The 2029-nt window shown below is 64.6% G+C and carries 2 protein-coding genes; both read left to right on the top strand.

Translation table 11 applies throughout. The features are described from left to right. The coding region (locus tag PF446_RS00905; protein WP_298068780.1) for a CBS domain-containing protein at window positions 1-152 on the top strand (152 nt) is incomplete at its 5' end. Window positions 153-716: 564 nt separating this feature from the next. Then, the coding region (gene glmS / locus PF446_RS00900; RefSeq protein WP_298068778.1) for a glutamine--fructose-6-phosphate transaminase (isomerizing) at window positions 717-2029 on the top strand (1313 nt) is incomplete at its 3' end.

Below are 2029 nucleotides of genomic sequence, written 5' to 3'. Positions count from 1 at the left end.
AGCTGGAAATGCTCGAGATGAAGAGCACCATCGAGGACTTGATGCCCGTGTTCGAGCGCGGACATGTCGCGATCGTCATGGACGGCGAGCGGTTTGTCGGCCTGATTACCCGCATCGACTTGCTCAACTACCTCCGCCGCAAGGTCAATTGATGGAGGGCCGCGTTGGCCGGGCAAGGCCTCGGACTGCATCATGGATGGCGCGGGTCGCGCGTTTGCGATTATGCGGCAGGTTGGTCCCGGATGCGCTTTGCTTATCCGGGCTACAGGTATGCGGAATTGCTCAATTCGCTCCGGCGCAAGGTCAATTGATGGAGGGCCGCGTTGGCCGGGCAAGGACTCGGACTGCATCCAGGATGGCGCTGCGCACGTCTGCGACCCTGCGGTACGTTGGTCCCGGATGCGCTGTGCTTATCCGGGCTACAGGTATGCGGAGCTGCTCGACTGTCTGCGTCGCAATCCCGGATGCGCTTTGCTTATCCGGGCTACAGTATGCGGAGCCCGGGTAAGGCCTTGGCTTTACCTCGGGCACTTTTTCAGGCCGCATCCGGGTTCCGGTGTTGACCGGGTATTGGCGTTGCTCCTTGAACCACCCTACGGGATGATGGTCCAGCCCGGCGGAGCGGGGTGCTCATCCACGGCCGGTCCCCGCGGAAAACGACAAGTCGGAACTGTGCGGCCAGCGCACGCTCACCACTTAGAACGGATATTGAAACCATGTGCGGAATTGTTGCAGCTGTCGCCCAGCGCGATGTCGCCCCGATCCTGATCTCCGGCCTCAAGGCCCTCGAATACCGTGGCTACGATTCGGCCGGCTTGTCCGTGCTCAATGACCAGGGCATCCAGCGCCTGCGCGTGAAGGGCAAGGTGCGTGGCCTCGAGGCGCTGTACCAGAACGCGCCATTCCCGGGCGGAACCGGTATTGCACATACGCGCTGGGCCACGCATGGCGCACCCAGCGAGCCCAACGCGCATCCGCACATGGCCGGACGCGTGGTGCTGGTGCACAACGGCATCATCGAGAACTACGTGGGCCTGCGCAAGGCGCTGGAAGAGGAAGGTCGCAGCTTCGAGTCGGACACCGACACCGAGGTCATCGCTCATCTGATCGACCGTCGGGTGCAGGCGGGTGAGGACCTGCGCGATGCCGTGACGGCCACCGTGCGCGAGCTCGAGGGCGCTTACGCCATCGCCGTGCTCGACAGCCAGTCCCCCGAGCGCGTCGTCGGGGCGCGGCGTGGTTGTCCGCTGGTGGTCGGCATCGGCATCGGCGAGCATTTCCTGGCTTCGGACGTGCAGGCACTGATCAAGGTGACCCGATCGGTGATGTACCTGGAAGAGAACGACGTGGTCGAGATCCGGCGCGAGTCGGTCAGCGTGTTCGGGCTGGACGGCCAAGCGGTCGAACGCAAGGTGCACCAGAGCGAGCTGTCCTCGGATGCGGTCGAACGCGGTGAATTCCGCCATTACATGCAAAAGGAAATCTTCGAGCAACCGCGTGCCGTGGCCGATACGCTGGAAGGGCGGCTGGGACCGCGGGGCGTGCTGCCCAACATCTTCGGCATCAACGGGGACGCCATCCTCGAGCGCGTGCGCGGCCTGCACATCGTGGCCTGCGGCACCAGCTATCACGCGGGCATGGTGGCCAAGTACTGGATCGAGCAACTGGCGGGCCTTCCGGTCAGCGTGGAGGTCGCCAGCGAGTACCGCTATCGTGCGGTCGTGGTGCCGGAAAACACCCTGTTTCTGGCCATTTCCCAATCCGGCGAGACCGCCGATACGCTGGCAGCCCTGCGCGATGCCGGCGCGCGCGGTTATCTGGGCACGTTGGGGATCTGCAACGTGCCCGAATCCTCGCTGGTGCGCGAATCCGACCTGTGCCTGATGACCCGCGCCGGCCCCGAGATCGGCGTGGCCTCGACCAAGGCCTTCACCACCCAGTTGACCGCCCTGGCCCTGCTTACGCTGGACCTGGCGCACCGTCGGGGCATGAACGCAGAGCAATCGCTGGCGTTGGCCGAACAGCTGGC

Origin of the sequence: Oleiagrimonas sp., from assembly GCF_027858935.1 — a bacterium.
In the GTDB taxonomy this organism is placed as follows: Bacteria; Pseudomonadota; Gammaproteobacteria; order Xanthomonadales; family Rhodanobacteraceae; genus Oleiagrimonas.
This window is presented reverse-complemented; position numbering and strand designations above follow the sequence as displayed.